The organism is Embleya sp. NPDC127516 (assembly GCF_044765325.1).
Taxonomy (GTDB): domain Bacteria; phylum Actinomycetota; class Actinomycetes; order Streptomycetales; family Streptomycetaceae; genus Embleya.
Window position 1 is genome coordinate 406,675 of record NZ_JBIWJT010000003.1, and the last position, 17,762, is coordinate 424,436.

A 17,762-nucleotide genomic window follows, 5' to 3' on the forward strand; every position below is an offset into this window, starting at 1 on the left:
CGCGGCGGTATCGCTCGGTCAGCCGTGCGGCTGGTCCGGGCGGTACGGCGGGTAGGGCTGCTGGTGTTGTCCCTGGTACGGGTGTCCCTGGTAGGGCTGTCCCTGGTGGGGCTGAGCCTGGTACGGCTGCCCGCCCTGGTACGGCGCGGGCCCGTAGCCGCCGGCCATCTGCGGCTCGGTCACGAGCGTGCGGTCCGAGTCCGGGTGGCCGTACGCGTCCTGCGCGCCGGTGCCGCCGCCGTGCCCTTTGGCCTTGCCGCTCCGGCGCGGCCACCACAGGCCCCGACCCAGGATCGCGGCGATCGCGGGCACCAGCACGATCGAGAGCAGCATCGAGGAGAGCAGGATGCCCACCGCGGTGGCGAAGCCGATCTCCGCGGTCGCGGGGCTGGCCGCCAGGCTGGCGAAGGATCCGGCCAGTACGAGACCGGCCGTGGCGATCGCGGGCGCGGTGTGCTCGACCGCCATGGCCACCGCCTTGCGGGCCGGGACCGGCTTGTCCATCTCCTCCCGCAGCCGGTCGCTCATCAGGATGTTGTAGTCGGTGCCCAGCGCGACCACGAACAGGAACAGCACCAGCGGCAGCGTGAAGGACACGCCGGGTCGGTCGAGCATGTGCTGGAAGACCAGCGTTCCGGCGCCGAGCGTGGCCACGAAGCCGAGGCCGACCGCGAGCATCAGCACGAGCGGCGCGAGCAGCGAGCGCAGCAGCAGGAACAGGATCAGCGCGATCAGGATCGCGGCGACCGGGAAGACCAGCTTGAGGTCCTTGTCCACCGCGTCCGAGACGTCGGCGAAGATGGCCGCCGTTCCGGTGATGTGCGCCTCGGCGCCGTCCGGAGTGTGCTTCGAGATGGTGCCCCGGACCGGGCCGGTGATCAACTCCCGCGCCTTCTGGGTGTCGGCCTTCGCGGCCAGGAACACATCGATCCGAGCGGCCGAACCGTCCGGGTTGAGCACCGGCTTGGCGACCTGGCCCACGCCCTCGACCTTGCCCAGCGCACCGGTCAGCCCGGTGAGCGAACGTTCGTCGAGCTTGCCGCCGGCCTTGGTCTGCACGTAGACCGTGTGCGGGTCCGACACGCCCGCCGGAAGCGAGCGGGAGATCTCGTCGGCGGTCCTGGTCGCGTTGGTGGTGGGCTGACCCTCCTGGTCGTAGCTCATCTTGACGCCCACCGCACCGGCGCCGAGCACGCCGAGCAGGACCAGGCTGCCGGCCAGGTAGCGCACCGGACGCGCGCTGACCTTCTCGCCCAGACGGGCGGCGAAGCCCGCCGGACGCTCCTTCTTCCACGCCCGGGCCGGCCAGAACATCCCGCGACCGCACACCGCGAGCAGCGCGGGCATCAGGGTCAGGCTGCCCAGCAGGCACACCAGGACCGAGACCGCGATGGCCGGGCCGAGCACCTTGAACTGACCGAAGCTCGCGATGCCCAGGGTCGCGAACGCGGCCACGATGGTCAGTGCCGCGCAGGTGATCGCGTTGCCCACCTTGCCGGCGGTGATCGCGGCGGCCTCGCGCTTGTCCTGATCGGGGTTGGCGCGCAGTTGCTCGCGGAAGCGGAACATCAGGAAGAGGAAGTAGTCGATGCCGATGCCCAGGAGCACGACGGTGATCAGGGACGGCACGGACGGGTCGAGCTTGATGTCCAGGAGCTTCGCGCTGCCGGCCACCGCGCCGGTCGCCACACCGCCGATGAACGTCACCGCGAGCAGCGGCAATATCGCGGCCAGGACACTGCGGAAGACCAATACGTTGAGCAGGACGATAAGGCCCATCGTCAAAATTCCGACGAGCGCCTGGGTGTCCTCTTCCTCGTCCAGGTTGTCGACCGTGTTCGCGATACCACCGGTGAATCCGACCCGGAATCCGGCGGCCTCGTAATCGGTCTTCGCCAGATCACGGGCGTCCCGGTAGACGTCCTGGAGACCGACGTCGTTCATATTGCCGTCCAGCGACAACGAGACCAGTTGGAACGTCCCGTCCGGGGCGACCACACCCACGGCGTAGCTCGGCGTCTGCGAGAAGTCCTTGGCGAACTGCTCGGGCTTCGCCTCGATCGGCTTCTTGGCCAGCGCGGCCGTGGTGTCGGCGATCTTCTTCTGGTCCTGCGGGCCGATCTTGGCACCGTCGGCACGGGCGACCAGCACGGTCACCGCGTTCGGGTCGGGCTTCTCGTCGAATTTCTTCTCGGCGATCTGAATGGCCGCCGCGGAGTCGTATTTCTTCGGCAGGAAGTCACCGGTCGAGGAATCGGTGACGCTGTTCATCAACGGTGTTCCGACGGCGGTCAAGGCGAGACCGAAAACCGCCCAGACGATGATGGTCATCCATCGATGACGTGTGGCGAACGCGGTTGTTCTACGGATCATTTTCCTTCTCCGCCGTCGGATCGAAACGCGGGAGCTCGATGCGGGAACTCCGGATTGGCTCAATGTCATCACGCGTACTCCCCTTCGGACATCGACCGGCGGAAGGGGAATGGACCGGGACCTCGGTCCGGGAGTACCGCACAACCAGGACTCGGGTCCGGGGGTGCGGATCGTCTGCGATGAGGTTCAGGAACAGGGTCGAAGAGGATGGAATGGGTGCATGAACCTCGTCGTCGCGCCGGGCGCTTCGGCGCCGGCGAGCAAGCCGGACCCGGAGGCGCCCGATCCCGGGCCGCCGAAGGGCCTGCTGCGGCTGGTCCGGCGCCGGGTCCGGGCCTTCCCGTGGACCCGGAACGACCTGCTGATCGCGCTCGCGTGTGTGGGGGCCGACGTCGCCGCGTACCTCACGACCGGCCACCGCGCCGGCCCGCACATGTCGGTGCTCGCGGTGCTGCTGCTCGCGGCCGGCGGTGTGCTGATGATCGTGCGACGTCGGCATCCGGTGCCGGTACTGGCCGCGGTGATCGCGGTGCAACCGGTGCCGGTGTGGGCCGCCGATCCGGCGACGCACAACTTCGGCCTGGCCCCCGCGGTCGGGCTGTACACGGTGGCCCGGTTCTGTTCGTACCGAGTCGCCGGTATCGCCGGCGCCGCGGTGCTCGCGACTCAGGTGACGCGCGACGTCCTGATCGGCTGGTCGGTGCCGTTCGCGATGCTCCCCAACCTGATGACGATCTGCCTGCTGATCGCGGTCGGCGTCGGGGTGCGCAGCTGGCAGGACCAGGTGGCGCTGAACCGACGGCTGTTGGCGGATCGCGCGGTGGCCGACGAGCGCCGGCGGATCGCGCGCGAGCTGCACGACATCGTCGCGCACCACATCACCACGATGTACCTGATGTCCGGCGGCGCGCGCTCCACCCTCGATCGCGACCCGGAGACCGCCAAGGCCGCGCTGGTGACACTGGAGTCGTCCGGCCGTACCGCGATGCGCGAGATGCGCCAACTGCTCGGTGTGCTGCGCGGCGCCGACGTCGTCGAGGAGGCGCCCTCGGCGCCGCAGCCGGGGATCGCGGAGATCGACCGGCTGATCACCGACTCGTGCGCGGCGGGTTTGCCCACCGAGTACGAGGTGCTCGGCGCGCCGCGGTCGCTGCCGCCGGCCACCGGGCTCACGCTGTACCGGGTCGTGCAGGAGGCGCTCACGAACGCGCGCAAACACGCGGGGAACGCGCGCGCCTTCGTCCGGTTGGAGTACCGACCGGATCGGGTCCTGGTGGAGATCTGCGACGACGGCGACGGCGGTGGGTCGGCGATGGTGGGCGGTGGGTACGGTCTCCTGGGTATGCGCGAGCGCGTCGCGGTGCACGGCGGGACGCTGGTGGCGGGCAGGCGCCCGGAAGGCGGCTACCGTGTGACGGCGCTGGTGCCGCTGCCGCCGGCGGAGCCTGGAGAGGACTGGAACCGAGATGAGCCTGGACGCACCCCCGATCACCGTGCTGCTGGCGGATGATCAGCCGCTCGTGCGTCGGGGTCTGGCCCTGATTCTGCGCTCGGACCCCGGCATCGAGGTGATCGGCGAGGTCGGCGACGGCGCGCAGGCCGTCGAGGCCGCACATCGGCTGCACCCGGACGTGATCCTGATGGACATCCGGATGCCCGTGCTCGACGGCGTCAAGGCCACCGCGCGGCTGTCCGAGGAACTGCCCGAGTGCCGGGTGCTCGCGCTGAGCACGTTCGACATGGACGAATACGTGGTCGGCGCGTTGCGCGCGGGCGCGATCGGCTTCCTGCCCAAGGACGTGTCGCCCGAGGATCTGATCGCGGCGGTCTACACCGTGCACCTGGGCGAGGCCGCGGTCGCGCCACGACTGCTCACCCGGCTGATCGAGTCCTTCGTCAAGGCCCCGTCGGCCCCGCAGCCCTCGTCGACCGCCCTGCGCGACCTGACCCCGCGCGAGGTGGAGGTGCTGCGGCTGATCGCGGCCGGCCTGGACAACGCCGAGATCGCCGCGTCGATGAGCATCGGCGTCCAGACGGTCAAGAACCACGCCACGGGCCTGTTCGCCAAACTCGGCGTCCGCGACCGTGCCCAGGCCGTCGTCTTCGCCTACGAATCCGGCGTGGTCCAGGCGGGCCGGACGCCGTAGCGCCGAGCCCGGGGGCCGGTGGCGCCGGGGGGCGGCGGCACCGGCTCCGCGGGTGCGGTCGGTTCGAGTCGCGCGGTGGTCAGCGGCCGGTGAACTCGGGCTTTTCCTTGGCGATGAAGGCGCGCATGCCGGTGTCGCGGTCCTCGGTGGCGAACAGCGCGGTGAACTGCAGTCGTTCCAGTTCCAGGCCGGTGTCCAGGTCGACGTCGAGGCCGCGGTCGATCGCCTCCTTCGCCGCGCGCAGCGCGTAGGCCGGGCCGTTGGCGAATCGGGCCGCCCACTTCACCGCCTCGGCGTACACGTCCTCGGCCGGGACCACCCGGTCCACCAGGCCGATCGCGAGCGCCTCGTCGGCGGCGACGAAGCGGCCGGTGAAGATCAGGTCCTTGGCCTTGGCGGGGCCGATCAGCCGGGGCAGCCGCTGGGTGCCGCCCGCGCCCGGGATGATGCCGAGGGTGATCTCCGGCTGGCCCAGCTTCGCGGTGTCGGCGCATACCCGGACGTCCGCGCACAGCGCGAGTTCGCAACCGCCGCCGAGCGCGAAGCCGGTGATCGCGGCGACCACCGGCTTGGGGATCTCGGCGACCGCGGTGAACGAGGATTGAAGCGCGGCGCCCCGGTCGGCCATGTCGACGTAGGACATGTCGGCCATCTCCTTGATGTCCGCGCCCGCCGCGAACACCTTCTCACCGCCGTACAGCACGACCGCGCGCACGTCGGCCCGCTCGCCCGCCTCCTGCGCCGCCGCCCGCAACTCCTCCTGGAGTTGCCGGTTCAGCGCGTTCATCGGCGGCCGGCTCAGCCGGATCGTGCCGACGCCGTCGGCCACTTCCAGGTTCACGAATTCGCCCATGACGCTCTCCTTCGGTCAGCCCTGATGGGTTCGACCCGACCTTAGGCGCCGGCACCGGGCGAGGCCGCGAGCGGGGCCGCCACCGCGTGGGTCGCGGCCCCGGGTCAAGCGCGTCGAGTCGGCGCTCGGGCGTCGTGGTCGTCGGAGCGGTCGTCAGTGCGTCGGCGTCGTGGTCGTCGGTGCGCCGCTGCCCGGAGTCGCGCCCGCGACCCACTTGTCCCACGGCACGTTCCAGTCGCCGAAGCCGTTGTCCGGGTCCACCACGCGCTCGTCGGAGCCGGAGATGTCCACCACGTCGCCCGGGATCACCCGGTCGTACAGCCACTTGGCGTTCTCCTTCGTCATCGAGACGCAGCCGTGGCTGGTGTTCTCGCTGCCGAAGACGCTCGGGTCGGCCCAGTAGTTGCCGTGCACGAAGGTGCCCGACGTGGTGATCCGCATCGCGAACGGCACGTCGTCGATGTCGTACTCGCTGCCCAGACCCACGGTCTGCGAGTTCATCCGGGTCTTCTCGAATTTCTCGGTGATCGCCATCTTCCCGTTCCACGTGCTGTACTTCGGCGACTTGCCGGCCGTGATCGGGATGGTCTTGATCAACTGATCGTTCTCGTACACCTTCATCGTGTGGGCCTTCACGTCCACCATCGCGATCCGCTTGGTGGCGGCCACCTTGAAGCTGTAGCTCTTGAACTGGTTGGCGATCGCGCCGTTTCCGACGTCGACCCCGCGCAGGTTCAGGTTGACCTTCACGTTCGTGCCGGGCGCCCAGTAGTCCCTGGGCCGATAGTCCACCCGGGTGTCGTCGAACCAGTGCCAGGCGCCCTCGACCTTGGGCTCGACGTCGACGGACAGCGCCTTCTCCACGGCGGCCCTGTTCCGGACCGGGTAGTCGAAGGTCAGCGACACCGGGAAGCCGACGCCGACGGTGGCGCCGTCCTCGGGGCTGAACCTCGCGGTGACCTTCTTGTCGGCGGACACCGTGCTGAACGTCGCGCGCGCGGTGGTGGGTGTGTTGTCGGCGTTGGTGGCGGTCGCGTCGACCGTGTACTTGCCGCCGAGGGTGAAGGCGACCTTGGGCTTCCAGGTCTTGCCGTCCGGGTCGAGCGTGCCGTCGACCGGCTCGTTCCGCGCGTTGACGACCTTGACCTGGCCGAGCCTGCCCCCGTTGACCGCGATCGTGATCGGGGCCTGCGGGTCGATCGCGGTCGCGCCGTCGGCCGGGGTCAGCGTGATCGCCGCCGGATCGGCGCCCTTCTTCTGGTCGCCCTTGGCGGTCGCGGTGTTCCCGCCGTCGGTCTTCCTGCCGCCGTCACCGCCGTCGTCGGAGCAGCCCGACACGAGCAGGAGCACGCCGAGTATCAGTGCGGGCACCACGCGCCATCGGGCCCCGGACCGCCTCGACGAGAGCGGCTTCGATCCTGCTGACATGTACGGGTAGTCCCTTCATCCGGGGCCGAGCCGCGGCCCGGCCGGAGCCGAGAGCCACATCCCACAACCCATTCGACGAATCGAACATCCACCGCGGTTCCGAATTCCCGGTCATGAACGGGCAAATGCGGTGATCAAGGCCATCCTCCCGGACGATCGGCGTCGCTCTCGCGTCGCCCGCCCGCGCCGACGTCCCTCACCGGGCCCGACGATCGGCCTCGACCAACTCGCGGACCAGCGCCGGATCCGGGTATCCGGGCCCCTCGGCGTCGCCGGCGGGCAACCGACGGATGATCAATTCGTACCCCCGTACGAGGGAACGGGTCGGAGGTTGGGGCAGGACCGTGACGATCCGCTGGAGATCCGTACCCTCGGCGGCCTCCAGCAACCACTCCCACGTGTCACCCGGCGAGCCGGCTCCGTCCGCGCCGCGATCCAGGTGCAGCACGGTGTGCGCGCCCTCCAGCACGGCGCCCAGTCGCAGCGGGTCGGACAGGTCGCCGACCGAGACGCGCAGGCCGGCCGCGCGCAGCGCGCCGACCGCGCCCGGATCCCGGACGGTGACCCGCACCTCGGCCCCCGAGGCGGCGAGTTCGAACGCGACGGCGCGACCGAGGGGCTGGTCGGCTCCGGTGACGACGACAGGCATGCCGGCAACCTAACTCAAACCCGGTATTCGTGAAGCTCGCGTGAAGACGGGAGTGCGCGCCCCCCGATGGGGCCCCACGCGACGACTTGAGGCGCTCTTCCGCGCTCGGCCGGTAGGGAACTGCGGTGCGGTCACTCACCGTTCATCGACAAAGCCATGAAATTCGGCCAGAATGGCCGAAATTCTACGCCGAATCGGTGGAAATCCTGTTGAGATCGCAACCCTCCGTACCGGCGCTCGTTGGGGTTTCGGGGCTCCCATGTCACTCTCCCGAGCGAAGCCGGGCCGGATGACTGGATTTGTTGTCACTGTTTGCGACAGCTTGGTCACACGAAGTCGTCTCCGGGGTCGGATCGTTCGCCCTCCGCGACGGCCCGTGCACCACCTGATGCCGTACCTGATGACGCCCGGGCCCCGCCCGGATCCGCGATACACGGAGGATCCCCATGAACCGCAAGCTCGGCACCCTCGCCGTAGCTCCCCTCGCCGCCGGCCTGCTCTTCCTGGGCGCGGGTGCCGCCGCCGCGGACGGCGGCAACGGCACCGTCGGCGACAACGGCTCGAACGCGTCGACCACGACCTCCACCACCACCAACAGTGGCAGCGGGAACGTGCTCGGCGGTGTCGACGGCAACTACAACGCCACGCAGCAGAGCGCGACCGGCGCGGGTGCCTCGAACCAGAACAACACCGCGGGCGTGAACGGCAACTCGGGCGTCGTGGTGATCGACCAGGACAACGCCAACATCGCCGAGACCTCGACCGCGATCCACCACTGGCACCCCTGGTTCTGAGCAGACCCGATCGGCCGCCCCGACCCGGCCGATCGTTGCCCGCCGCGGCGGCATCCCTCGGGGGATGCCGCCGCGGCGGCTTACACGCATGGGTGCGTGGGCGTGTAGGCGTGGGGGCACGGCGGGAACATCCTGGGGAGCGGGATGGGGAGGCGGGCCGTGACGCTCGAGTGGGAATCGACGGACCCCGGGGTCGACGCGCGTGGCGCGCTCGGCGGTTTCGCCACGGCCAACGGCCACGTGCCGCCGCCCTGGCCGGGCCGCCGGTTGCCGCTGGGCGCGCGCTTCGACGGTGCGGGCACCAACTTCGCGCTGTGGGCGGGCGACGCCGACGCGGTCGAGCTGTGCCTGTTCGAGGACGGCCCGGACGGGACGGCGCGCGAGACCCGGTTGCCGCTGCGCGAGCAGACCTTCCGGGTGTGGCACGGCTACGTGCCCGGCGTGCGGCCGGGCCAGCGCTACGGCTACCGCGTACACGGACGCTGGGAGCCCGGCCGCGGCGCCCGGTGGAATCCGGCCAAGTTGCTCCTGGACCCGTACGCGCGGGCCGTGGACGGCGACTTCGTGCTGCACGACGCGGTGTTCGGGCACGTGCGCGGCCGGGACGACACGGTGCGCGACGATCGCGACTCGGCCGCGTACGTACCCAAGTCGGTGGTCGTCGCGGACGACGCCGACTGGTCGCAGGATCGCCGGCCGAAGATTCCGTGGGCCGAGAGTGTCATCTACGAACTGCACGTCAAGGGCTTCACCGCGCGCCACCCGCGCGTCCCGGACCACCTGCGCGGCACCTACGCGGGCCTGGCCCATCCGGCCGCGATCGACCACCTGGTCCGGCTCGGGGTGACCGCAGTCGAGCTGTTGCCGGTGCACCAGTTCGTGTCCGAGGAACACCTGTTGCGCGGTGGGCGGACCAACCACTGGGGCTACAACACGGTGGGCTTCTTCGCGCCGCACGCCGGCTACAGTTCGGCGGGCGGGCGCGGTGGCCAGGTGCACGAGTTCCGGGACATGGTGCACGCGCTGCACGCGGCCGGGCTCGAGGTGATCCTGGACGTGGTCTACAACCACACCGGCGAGGGCGGCCCGGCCGGACCCACACTGTGCTTTCGCGGCATCGACAACGCCGGCTACTACCGGATGGCCGACGACGGCCGGCACTACACCGACTACACCGGGTGCGGGAACACGCTCAACGTGGTCCAGCCGCACGTGCTCCAGCTGATCACCGACTCGCTGCGCTACTGGGTGACCGAGATGGGCGTGGACGGCTTCCGCTTCGACCTGGCCGCGGCCCTCGCCCGCTCGCTGCACGACGTGGACCGGCTGTCCTCGTTCCTGACCGTGATTTCCCAGGACCCGGTGTTGTCCCGGGTGAAGTTGATCGCCGAGCCGTGGGACCTGGGCGCGGGCGGCTACCAGGTGGGCGCGTTCCCGCCGCTGTGGACCGAGTGGAACGACCAGTATCGGGACGCGGTCCGAGACTTCTGGCGAGGTGCCCGCCCGGACGTGCGTGGACTGGCGTACCGGCTGTCCGGCTCGTCCGACCTGTACCAGCGCGACGGCCGCAACCCGTACGCCTCGATCAACTTCGTCACCGCGCACGACGGCTTCACGATGCGCGACCTGGTCACCTACGAGCGCAAGCGCAACGAGGCGAACGGCGAGGACAACCGCGACGGCACCGACAACAACCGGTCCTGGAACCACGGCTACGAGGGCGAGACGTCGGACTCGAACGTGGTGTCGCTGCGCAAGCGGCAGATCCGCAATCTGATGACCACCCTGCTGCTGTCCACCGGCGTCCCGATGATCACCTCGGGCGACGAGATGGGCCGCACCCAGGCGGGCAACAACAACGCCTACTGCCAGGACAACGAGATGTCCTGGCTGGACTGGTCGGCGCTGGACTCGCCGGAGTGGCGTCCGCTGCTCGACCTGACCGCCCGGCTGATCCGCCTGCGGCGCGCGCATCCGGTGTTGTGTCGGCGGGCCTTCTACTCGGGCCGCCCGGTCGCGCCGGACGGGCTGCGCGATCTCGCCTGGTTCACTCCCGGCGGGCGGGAGATGACCCGCAAGGACTGGTTCGCGCCGACCGCGACGCTGGGCATGTACCTGTCCGGCCTGGACATCGACCGCCGGGGACCGCGCGGCGAACGCATCGTGGACGACAGCTTCCTGTTCATCCTGCACGCGTCCTCGCAGCCGATGCGGTTCACGCTGCCGGACGAGCCGTGGGCGCACAGCTACGAGGTGGTCCTGGACACGGCGCTGGAGGGCGACCCGATGGCGCGGTACAGCGAGCCGGTCGCGGGTGGCAGCGGACTGCGACTGGCGGGGCGGTCGGCCATGTTGTTGCGGGTCGAGCACGCGGTGTGGGCACCCACGTAGCGGGGCGCGAGCGCGGGCGCGGCCGGGGGCGCGGGTCCCGGGTGAACCCGCCGTACGCTCACGTAGGGTGGTGGTACTCACTCGGCAGCCGCCCGTTCGGTATCTGCTCGCCCGGCATCTCCTCGAAGCGAAGGACCGCGCACCATGACGTCCCCGACGCCGATCCTGGTCACCGCCCCGAACTTCCGTGACGCGGGTGGGCATGCCACCGCGGACGGCCGCAAGGTGCGCACGGGGCTCGTGTACCGCTCCGACGGCCTCGGCGAGGTGGACACCGCGGACGCCGCGACGCTGCTGCGGCTGGGCATCGGCCTGGTGATCGACCTGCGTTCGGACACCGAGCGCGACCGCGAGCCGGACCGGGTGCCGCAGGGCGCGGAGCTGTTGATCGCGGACGTGATGGGGCGGCAGAACGACGAGCTGTTCGGCGAGGTGTTCGCCGACCCGGATCGCGCGGGCGAACTGCTCGGCGGCACCGCCGGGCGCGAGCTGATGTGCGAGGTGTACCGACGGTTCGTGACCACCGAGGGCGCCCGGGCCGCCTACCGCGAGGTGTTCGCGCGGATGGCGGCCGTCGACGTGCCGACGGTGTTCCACTGCTCGCAGGGCAAGGACCGCACCGGGTGGACCTCGGCGGTGCTGCTCACCCTGCTCGGAGTGCCCCGGGCGACCGTGTTCGAGGACTACCTGGCCAGCACCGAGCACCTCAAGGACAAGAACGGCGAGATCCTGCGGCACATCGCCGAGCGCGGCTTCGACCCCGCGCATCTCAAGCCGGTCTTCGATGTGCACGAGGACTATCTGAACACGGCGTTCTCTACGGCGGAGGAGCTGTACGGGTCGGTCGAGGGCTATGTGCGGGACGGCCTGGGGGTGACCGACGCGCAGGTCGCGCGGTTGCGTGAGCGGTTGTCGACGGACTGAGGTCTTCGACGGACCGGGCATCCGCCGGCGCGTCCGGGGGTGGGCCGGATCGGTCGCCACCCCCGGCGACGGGTGGGGTCAGCCGCGCGGCGGGCCCCACGGGGGCGGCGGGGGCTGGTGGTATCCGGGCTGCTGCCGCCAGGCCGGGTGTTGTTGCGAGTGGGGCCCCTGTGGCGGGGTGGGCGGGAACGGCCCCTGTTGGAAGAGGCCCTGCGGCTGCGGAGTTTGCTGCCACGGGTTGGCCTGGCTCGGGAACGGCGGCATCGGCGGCATGATCGGATCGGGCCTGCGGGTGGGGTGCGGTCCGCCGCGGAAGGTGACGCCGTAGCGGCTGCGAACCCGGCGGATCTCCCACAACGACATGACGGTGATGGTGACCGGGCCACCCAGCGTGCCGACCAGCCGCACGCCGACCGGCAGCGCGCCCTTGCCGCCGTCGTCGCCGAGGTCGATCAGCGCGCCACACCACGACAGCCAGGGCGCGATCACCGCGGGCAGCAGCGGGTGCCCGTCCACGGCGCGGAACAGGTGTTGCGGGATCGCGCGCACGGCGAGGATCCAAAAGCGCAGCACCCACAGCGACACGGCCAGGCCGAGCGCCGTGATGAAGAAAGAGGCCACGCTGGCGCCGGCGTTGACCCCCTTGGACCCGTACGCCAGCGCGGTCAGGCCGCCGAGCGTGGCCACCGAGACGAGCACGAACAGCGCGAGCGAACGCAGCGGCAACATCAGGCTCTTGCGCGTCTCGGTGCGTACGTCCGCGCGGGTCAGGGCGACGATGATGGCCACCGCGATCGGGCACGCGATGATCGCGACGAACACGGACGCGACGAAGCTGGTCATCAGGCCCTGGGCGGCGTCCTCGCCGCCGCCGTAGGTGGCCGCGATCCACACCAGCACGCCCAGGCCGAGCCAGGACCGGATCACGCGCACCCGCTCCAGGGTCACGTCGCGCCCGATCAGCCGGTAGTCGGGCACGAAGTAGCGCTCGGCGACCCGCTTGGGCAGCGGAATCCAACCGAAGGCGAACATCGGCTTCCGGTCTACTCCGGGGGATCCGGGCGGGTGGAAGGACTGCGTCACAAGTGCGCCTTTCTGGACGACGCGCCCCCGTACAGGCGCCGACACGCCCCGATGGTAGGGGGTGTCGGCATCGCCCAGAGCCTGCACCACGACCCGCAACGCGTCCACGATCGGCCGGCTTTCCCTCGCCGAACCACCCGCCGGCGCCATGATCAGGCCGAACGCCAGGCCCTCGCCGAGGAGTTGCCCACCGATCCCGCCGCACCGGGGATGACGCCCGAATGTGGGCGCCTCAGGCTCGTTATTTCCTCATTTCCTCGACCAGTCCTTTTGTGGGAGTTCGGCGCGGCCCTGGGGGGTTTCGGGGTTGGCGCGCAGGAGGATGGCGGTGGGGGTGACGTTCTTGGGGAGGTCGAACCAGAGGTCCTCGACCAGGGTGTCGGAGGCGCCGAGGGTGAACTCGCGGAGTTGGCGCTTGATCTCCATCGATTCCAGGTCCATGGCCAGTTGGGTGCCGTCGGGCAGGACCAGGCGCTGCTCCAGGTTGGCGATCTGCACCGTGGCCAGCGAGTTGTTGGCGATGGAGACCTTGACCCGGCACAACCGGCCCTGGGCGAAGTGTTCGGCGTGGGTGCCGGTGATCCACTCGATGCCGCAGGTGAGCCCCTGAGCGGTGAGCGTGGCCGGACCGCTGAGCACGGCCGGCGCCTTGACCGGTATCTCCCCCTCGCGCATCGTCATCTTCAGCGGCTTGTCCTGCTCCGGCCAGTACAACGCCGCCACGCCCGCGGCTGCCGCCGCGCCGAGCATCAGCCCGAGTACGAACCCGATCGAGATCCACTGCCGGATCCGCCGCCGCACCCAGAGGTGCCCGACCACCTCGCCGCGTAACTCCCCGACCTTGCGTCCCACCACACCCATCCGTCGCCCCCATCACCAGACCGGAGCCCGCATCGTATGGGCGTGCTCGGGGGTGTGACGAGGGTGGTGGTGGGTCGGGTGTGATCGATCAGGGTCGCGGCGGGGCGGGTGGTGCGGGGGCGGGTGGGGTGGTGAACCGGAGCCCGCATCGTGTGGGGGTGTGCTCGGGGGCCTGACGCGCGAGTGGGGTGGGGGTGGGGGGGCGGGTTTTTCGGTCGGGGCGGTGGGTTGGAGCCCGCGTCGTGGCGCCGTGTTCGGGGGCCGGCGAGGGTGGTGGTGGGTCAGGTGTGATCGATCAGGGTCGCGGCGGCGCGGGCGATGGCGGAGTCGAGTGGGGCGAGCGGGGTGGGGATCGGGTTCTCGGTCGGGGCGATGTACCAGACCAGCGGGCCGCTCTCGCCGCGCGCGGGCGGGAAGGTGACCCAGGCGCCCAGGCCGTGTCGGCTCGGGCCGCGCTGGTCGCGCAGGCGCGTGCGGGCCGGGGAGGTGACCGGGACCAGGAAGCCCATCTTGGCGCAGCGCCGGTCGTGGATCACCGGGCCGACCCGAACTCCCGCCGCGCGCAACTGCTTCACCGCCTCGCGCCCCAGCCGCGCGTCGACCTCGATCACGTCGAAGGTCTGGCCGGCGGCGACCAGGCGTGGAGCGTACGGGTTGCCGGTCGGGTCGGACGAGTGGTTCGGCGAGTCGTTCATGGGACTGCACCTTCATCGGGTCGTGGCGGACCCCCGCGGCTCCATCCCAACGCGCCGAACCCGATCACGCGGGCCACACTCACGAGTTGATGCGGTTCCGTCACCTGTTCGGCCCACCCGCGGCCGAAACCGCGCAACCGGACGCGGGAAGCGGTTGGGTGAACGGCCGCGGGGCCGGCAGGGGATCGCCCTGCCGGCCCCGCGGCCGTGCTCGTGAACCTGACGCCGTGAGGTCGTGGGTCAGAGGTTCGGGTACAGCGGGTGCTTCTTCGCCAGGGCCGTGACGCGCGTGGCCAGGGCCGCCCTGCGGGCGTCGTCGAAGCCGGGGAGGAGGGCCTCGGCGATGATGTCGGAGACCTCCTCGAAGTCCGCCTTGTCGAAGCCGCGGGTGGCCAGCGCCGGCGTGCCGATCCGCAGACCGGAGGTGACCATCGCCGGGCGCGGGTCGAACGGGACCGCGTTGCGGTTGACCGTGATGCCGATCTCGTGCAGTCGGTCCTCGCCCTGCTGACCGTTGAGCTCCGAGTCGCGCAGGTCGACCAGGACCAGGTGCACGTCGGTGCCGCCGGTGAGCACGGTGATGCCCGCGTCGGTGACGTCCTTGCGGGTGAGCCGGTCGGCGAGGATGGCCGAGCCCTCCAGGGTGCGCCGCTGGCGGTCCTTGAAGTCGTCGGAGGCGGCGACCTTGAAGGCCACCGCCTTGGCCGCGATCACGTGCTCCAGGGGGCCGCCCTGCTGGCCCGGGAAGACCGCAGAGTTGATCTTCTTGGCGTACTCCGCCTTGGACAGGATGACGCCGCCGCGCGGGCCGCCCAAGGTCTTGTGCGTCGTGGTGGTGACCACGTCCGCGTAGGGCACGGGGCTGGGGTGCAGACCCGCGGCGACCAGGCCCGCGAAGTGCGCCATGTCCACCATGAGGTAGGCACCGACCTCGTCGGCGATCCGGCGGAACTCGGCGAAGTCGAGCTGCCGCGGGTAGGCCGACCAGCCCGCGATGATCATCTTCGGCCGGTGCTCCTTGGCCAGGCGCTCGACCTCCTCCATGTCGACCCGGTGGGCCTTCTCGTCGACGTGGTAGGCGACCACGTTGTAGAGCTTGCCGGAGAAGTTGATCCGCATGCCGTGGGTGAGGTGGCCGCCGTGGGCCAGGTCCAGGCCCAGGATCGTGTCGCCGGGGGTGAGCAGCGCGAACATCGCGGCGGCGTTCGCGGACGCGCCCGAGTGCGGCTGCACGTTGGCGGCCTCGGCGCCGAAGAGCTCCTTGACCCGGTCGATGGCGAGCTGCTCGACGACGTCGACGTGCTCGCAGCCGCCGTAGTAGCGCCGGCCGGGGTAGCCCTCGGCGTACTTGTTGGTCAGGACGGAACCCTGCGCCTCCAGCACCGCCACGGGGGCGAAGTTCTCGGAGGCGATCATCTCCAGGGTGTTCTGCTGGCGGTGCAGCTCGTCGGTGACGGCGGCGGCGACCTGCGGGTCCACCTCGCTCAGCGGACGGTCCAGGATCGTCACGGTTGTCAGCTCCTCGATCGGGTCGATCTCGATCATTCGCCGCAGAACGCGGCGTATTCGTCGGCCGACAGCAGGCCCTCGGCCTCGCCGTCGATGCGCACCTTGAACAACCAGCCCGTCCCGAAGGGGTCGGAGTTCACGAGGGCGGGGTCCTCGGCGACCGCGTCGTTGATCTCGACGACCTCGCCGGAGACCGGCGCGTACATGTCGCTGACCGACTTCGTGGACTCCAACTCGCCACACGGCTCACCGGCGACGACCGCTTGGCCGACCTCGGGAAGCTGGACGAACACCACGTCGCCGAGCGCGTCGGCCGCGTGCTGGGTGATGCCGACGAGGGCGGGGGAGGCCGCCTCGTCGAGCCACTCGTGTTCCTTGCTGTAGCGCAGGTGCTGGGGTGCGTGCACGGGTCCATTCTCCATTCGAATGCGGAGGGTCTGTCCCTCAGGTGTTTTTGTGATGGTTTGTTCCGGTCGGCGGGTCGGCCGACCTCAGCCCCGCTTGTAGAACGGCAGTGCGACCACCTCGACCGGCTCGGCCTTGCCGCGGATGTCCACGGCCAGGCGTGTGCCCGGTTCGGCCCGGTCCGTGCTCACGTACGCCATCGCGATCGGCACGCCGAGCGTGGGCGAGGGTGCGCCGGAGGTGACCTCGCCAACCTTCTCGCCGGTCTCCGCGTCCACCACCGGGTAGCCCGCACGCGGGACCCGCTTGCCCGGCGAGGTGAGACCGACCAGCGTGCGGCGCACGTCCTCCTGCGCGGCGGCCAGCGCGTCGCGCCCGACGAAGTCCTCGGGCTTGTCCAGCCGGACCACCCGGCCCAGGTTGGCCTCGTACGGGGTGGTGTCCCGGGTCAACTCGTGGCCGTACAGCGGCATGCCCGCCTCCAGGCGCAGCGTGTCGCGGCAGGACAGGCCGGCCGGCACCAGGCCGTGCGGCTTGCCGGCGGTCAGCAGGGCCTCCCACAGCGCGACCGCGTCGCCGGGCGCGGCGAACAGCTCGAAGCCGTCCTCGCCGGTGTAGCCGGTGCGCGCGAGCAGTACGGGCACGCCGGCGACCTCGGTGCGCAGGATCGCGTAGTACTTGAGCGCGGGCAGGTCGGCGTCGGTGAGCGAGCCGACGATCGCGGTCGACGTGGGGCCCTGCACGGCGAGCAGCGTGTACTCCTCGGACGCGTCGCGCACGGTGGCGTCGAACTTCTCCGAGCGGTACGCCAGGCTGCCCGCGACCACGTCGGCGTTGGACGCGTTGGCCACCACCACGAAGTGCTCGTCGCCCAGCCGGTAGACGATCAGGTCGTCGACGATGCCGCCCTCTTCGGTGCAGATCATCGTGTACCGGGCGCGGTCGATCCCGATCTTCGACACGAAACCGACCAGGGCGTGGTCGAGCGCGCGGGCGGCGTCCGGGCCGGTGACCTCGATCTCGCCCATGTGGGTGAGGTCGAACAGACCGGCCGTGGTGCGCACCGCGGTGTGCTCGTCGCGCTCGCTCCCGTACCGGAGCGGCATCCGCCAACCGGCGAAGTCGGTCATCGTGGCCCCGAGCGCGTCGTGCACGGCGTCGAGCGGGGTCCGGCGGTCGGTGGTCATGCGAAGGCTCCTTCGAGGGGGCGCCGGCGGGAACACGCCAAGGGCGCGGGCCGGTCGCGGGCATGGCGAACGGCCGCGCGCTCGGCCGGCGCGGAAGGTGACGGGTACTGCGGCGAATACGACAACAAAGGGGGCTCCCTGCCACGGCTTTCAGCCCTTTTCGACCAGAGTCGGTCGAAAAGTGGGGTGCCCTCCCCTTCTGTCATCGGAACCTGAGAGCTTCATCGCGTCGAACTCGCGATTTGCACCGTGGGTGAACCACACCTGCGGTGTGGTTGCTTTCCAGAAGTGCCTGACCCATGCGGTATCGGTGCCTGAGAGATTCCGGGGAGGAGTTGCTCCTTCGGCGCCCCGCTCGTGGGCGAGGACTCTTCCGCGTGGGGTCGACGGCCGTTATGAGGTTGTGCCCGGCATGCTAGCGCGTGACGTCAATCCCCCGCCGGGACCGGGACCTCGCCGGGAC

Annotated in this window: 15 protein-coding genes and 1 riboswitch; of the genes, 5 read left to right on the forward strand and 10 right to left on the reverse strand. The window is 70.6% G+C overall.

Features of this window, described 5'->3' with window-relative positions:
* Window positions 1–18 precede the first annotated feature (18 nt).
* Window positions 19–2,331: an MMPL family transporter gene (locus tag ACIRL2_RS07025; RefSeq protein WP_395873444.1), complete on the reverse strand. Its 2,313-nt coding sequence runs from the start codon at window positions 2,329–2,331 to the stop codon at window positions 19–21.
* A gap of 262 nt (window positions 2,332–2,593) precedes the next feature.
* Between ACIRL2_RS07025 and ACIRL2_RS07030 the strand changes: the two genes are divergently transcribed.
* The gene (locus tag ACIRL2_RS07030) at window positions 2,594–3,883 is read left to right on the forward strand and encodes a sensor histidine kinase (RefSeq protein ID WP_402230664.1); all 1,290 of its coding nucleotides are present in this window, start codon (window positions 2,594–2,596) and stop codon (window positions 3,881–3,883) included.
* Window positions 3,840–4,520: a response regulator gene (locus tag ACIRL2_RS07035; RefSeq protein WP_402230666.1), complete on the forward strand. Its 681-nt coding sequence runs from the start codon at window positions 3,840–3,842 to the stop codon at window positions 4,518–4,520. Before ACIRL2_RS07030 ends, ACIRL2_RS07035 begins: the two co-directional genes overlap by 44 nt.
* Window positions 4,521–4,599: 79 nt before the next feature.
* On the opposite strand, the gene ACIRL2_RS07040 is transcribed toward ACIRL2_RS07035, so the two are convergent.
* The 3 genes from ACIRL2_RS07040 to ACIRL2_RS07050 form a co-directional block, all read right to left on the reverse strand.
* Complete coding sequence (locus tag ACIRL2_RS07040; RefSeq protein WP_402230667.1) at window positions 4,600–5,373, reverse strand: enoyl-CoA hydratase/isomerase family protein; 774 nt, start codon at window positions 5,371–5,373, stop codon at window positions 4,600–4,602.
* 153 nt (window positions 5,374–5,526) lie between these two features.
* Window positions 5,527–6,744: an Ig-like domain-containing protein gene (locus tag ACIRL2_RS07045; RefSeq protein ID WP_395873440.1), complete on the reverse strand. Its 1,218-nt coding sequence runs from the start codon at window positions 6,742–6,744 to the stop codon at window positions 5,527–5,529.
* A gap of 253 nt (window positions 6,745–6,997) precedes the next feature.
* Complete coding sequence (locus ACIRL2_RS07050; RefSeq protein ID WP_395873439.1) at window positions 6,998–7,450, reverse strand: NAD(P)H-binding protein; 453 nt, start codon at window positions 7,448–7,450, stop codon at window positions 6,998–7,000.
* 446 nt (window positions 7,451–7,896) lie between these two features.
* On the opposite strand from ACIRL2_RS07050, the gene ACIRL2_RS07055 reads away from it, so the two are divergent.
* The 3 genes from ACIRL2_RS07055 to ACIRL2_RS07065 all read left to right on the forward strand — a co-directional run bounded on the left by ACIRL2_RS07055 (window position 7,897) and on the right by ACIRL2_RS07065 (window position 11,559).
* Entirely contained in the window at window positions 7,897–8,244 is a 348-nt protein-coding gene (locus ACIRL2_RS07055; RefSeq protein ID WP_395873438.1) for a hypothetical protein, read from the forward strand.
* Between the two features lie 144 nt (window positions 8,245–8,388).
* Window positions 8,389–10,635: a glycogen debranching protein GlgX gene (gene glgX, locus ACIRL2_RS07060; RefSeq protein ID WP_402230670.1), complete on the forward strand. Its 2,247-nt coding sequence runs from the start codon at window positions 8,389–8,391 to the stop codon at window positions 10,633–10,635.
* A 144-nt stretch (window positions 10,636–10,779) separates the two neighbouring features.
* Complete coding sequence (locus ACIRL2_RS07065) at window positions 10,780–11,559, forward strand: tyrosine-protein phosphatase (protein WP_395873436.1); 780 nt, start codon at window positions 10,780–10,782, stop codon at window positions 11,557–11,559.
* A 78-nt stretch (window positions 11,560–11,637) separates the two neighbouring features.
* On the opposite strand, the gene ACIRL2_RS07070 is transcribed toward ACIRL2_RS07065, so the two are convergent.
* From ACIRL2_RS07070 to gcvT, 6 genes are all read right to left on the reverse strand, one after another.
* Complete coding sequence (locus ACIRL2_RS07070) at window positions 11,638–12,591, reverse strand: hypothetical protein (protein ID WP_402230673.1); 954 nt, start codon at window positions 12,589–12,591, stop codon at window positions 11,638–11,640.
* A 300-nt stretch (window positions 12,592–12,891) separates the two neighbouring features.
* On the reverse strand, window positions 12,892–13,503 hold the full coding sequence (locus tag ACIRL2_RS07075; protein ID WP_402230675.1) for a hypothetical protein: 612 nt from the start codon (window positions 13,501–13,503) through the stop codon (window positions 12,892–12,894).
* Window positions 13,504–13,784: 281 nt separating this feature from the next.
* Window positions 13,785–14,198, reverse strand: a complete 414-nt coding sequence (locus ACIRL2_RS07080; protein WP_402230677.1) for a hypothetical protein — start codon at window positions 14,196–14,198, stop codon at window positions 13,785–13,787.
* 240 nt (window positions 14,199–14,438) lie between these two features.
* A complete protein-coding gene (gene glyA, locus ACIRL2_RS07085; protein ID WP_402230679.1) occupies window positions 14,439–15,743 on the reverse strand; it encodes a serine hydroxymethyltransferase in 1,305 nt (434 codons plus the stop codon).
* The gene (gcvH, locus tag ACIRL2_RS07090; RefSeq protein WP_395873430.1) at window positions 15,740–16,114 is read right to left on the reverse strand and encodes a glycine cleavage system protein GcvH; all 375 of its coding nucleotides are present in this window, start codon (window positions 16,112–16,114) and stop codon (window positions 15,740–15,742) included. The genes glyA and gcvH overlap by 4 nt, the downstream gene beginning before the upstream one ends.
* An 84-nt stretch (window positions 16,115–16,198) precedes the next feature.
* Window positions 16,199–17,299 (reverse strand): glycine cleavage system aminomethyltransferase GcvT, encoded by a 1,101-nt coding sequence (gcvT, locus tag ACIRL2_RS07095; protein WP_402230683.1) that lies wholly within the window; start codon window positions 17,297–17,299, stop codon window positions 16,199–16,201.
* A gap of 292 nt (window positions 17,300–17,591) precedes the next feature.
* Window positions 17,592–17,685: riboswitch (glycine riboswitch) on the reverse strand.
* Window positions 17,686–17,762 lie beyond the last annotated feature (77 nt).

What these genes read in the sequence shown, in the direction of transcription:
- ACIRL2_RS07025 (WP_395873444.1), bottom strand. Translation starts at nt 2,331, where the DNA reads ATGACCATCATCGTCTGGGCGGTTTTCGGTCTCGCCTTGACCGCCGTC.
- ACIRL2_RS07030 (WP_402230664.1), top strand. Translation starts at nt 2,594, where the DNA reads ATGAACCTCGTCGTCGCGCCGGGCGCTTCGGCGCCGGCGAGCAAGCCG.
- ACIRL2_RS07035 (WP_402230666.1), top strand. Translation starts at nt 3,840, where the DNA reads ATGAGCCTGGACGCACCCCCGATCACCGTGCTGCTGGCGGATGATCAG.
- ACIRL2_RS07040 (WP_402230667.1), bottom strand. Translation starts at nt 5,373, where the DNA reads ATGGGCGAATTCGTGAACCTGGAAGTGGCCGACGGCGTCGGCACGATC.
- ACIRL2_RS07050 (WP_395873439.1), bottom strand. Translation starts at nt 7,450, where the DNA reads ATGCCTGTCGTCGTCACCGGAGCCGACCAGCCCCTCGGTCGCGCCGTC.
- ACIRL2_RS07055 (WP_395873438.1), top strand. Translation starts at nt 7,897, where the DNA reads ATGAACCGCAAGCTCGGCACCCTCGCCGTAGCTCCCCTCGCCGCCGGC.
- glgX (WP_402230670.1), top strand. Translation starts at nt 8,389, where the DNA reads ATGGGGAGGCGGGCCGTGACGCTCGAGTGGGAATCGACGGACCCCGGG.
- ACIRL2_RS07065 (WP_395873436.1), top strand. Translation starts at nt 10,780, where the DNA reads ATGACGTCCCCGACGCCGATCCTGGTCACCGCCCCGAACTTCCGTGAC.
- ACIRL2_RS07070 (WP_402230673.1), bottom strand. Translation starts at nt 12,591, where the DNA reads ATGTTCGCCTTCGGTTGGATTCCGCTGCCCAAGCGGGTCGCCGAGCGC.
- ACIRL2_RS07075 (WP_402230675.1), bottom strand. Translation starts at nt 13,503, where the DNA reads ATGGGTGTGGTGGGACGCAAGGTCGGGGAGTTACGCGGCGAGGTGGTC.
- ACIRL2_RS07080 (WP_402230677.1), bottom strand. Translation starts at nt 14,198, where the DNA reads ATGAACGACTCGCCGAACCACTCGTCCGACCCGACCGGCAACCCGTAC.
- glyA (WP_402230679.1), bottom strand. Translation starts at nt 15,743, where the DNA reads ATGATCGAGATCGACCCGATCGAGGAGCTGACAACCGTGACGATCCTG.
- gcvT (WP_402230683.1), bottom strand. Translation starts at nt 17,299, where the DNA reads ATGACCACCGACCGCCGGACCCCGCTCGACGCCGTGCACGACGCGCTC.